1 protein-coding gene is annotated in these 252 nt (G+C 53.6%); it reads left to right on the top strand.

The features are described from left to right. On the top strand, positions 1–252 hold a 252-nt coding region (locus AC1RPN_RS09100), incomplete at both ends, for a hypothetical protein (protein ID WP_481763861.1).

Raw genomic sequence — 252 nt, 5'->3', positions numbered from 1 at the left:
AAGTGCGCAATAATGCAGTTCTGCGTGTCGATTATGTGCACGATCCTGCGCGTCAACCCATCGTCGGCCTCAACGAGAAACCGGAAAGCGATTCGGAGAAAGTTCAAATCGCACTAGGCGGCCTGCGCCTTACGTTCAAGTTCGACAAGTTCGATCAACGTTCGCGCAAGCTCCCGACGAAGCCGGGACGTGATCAGCAGGTGGAACACGAACACGGATATGTTCATACCGTGATCGAGATCAAGAAGGGTG

Source organism: Dellaglioa sp. CoH-57-MRSF-20 (genome assembly GCF_056781955.1).
The sequence above is the reverse complement of the archived record's forward strand: the minus strand, read 5'-3'. Positions and strand labels throughout refer to the sequence as shown.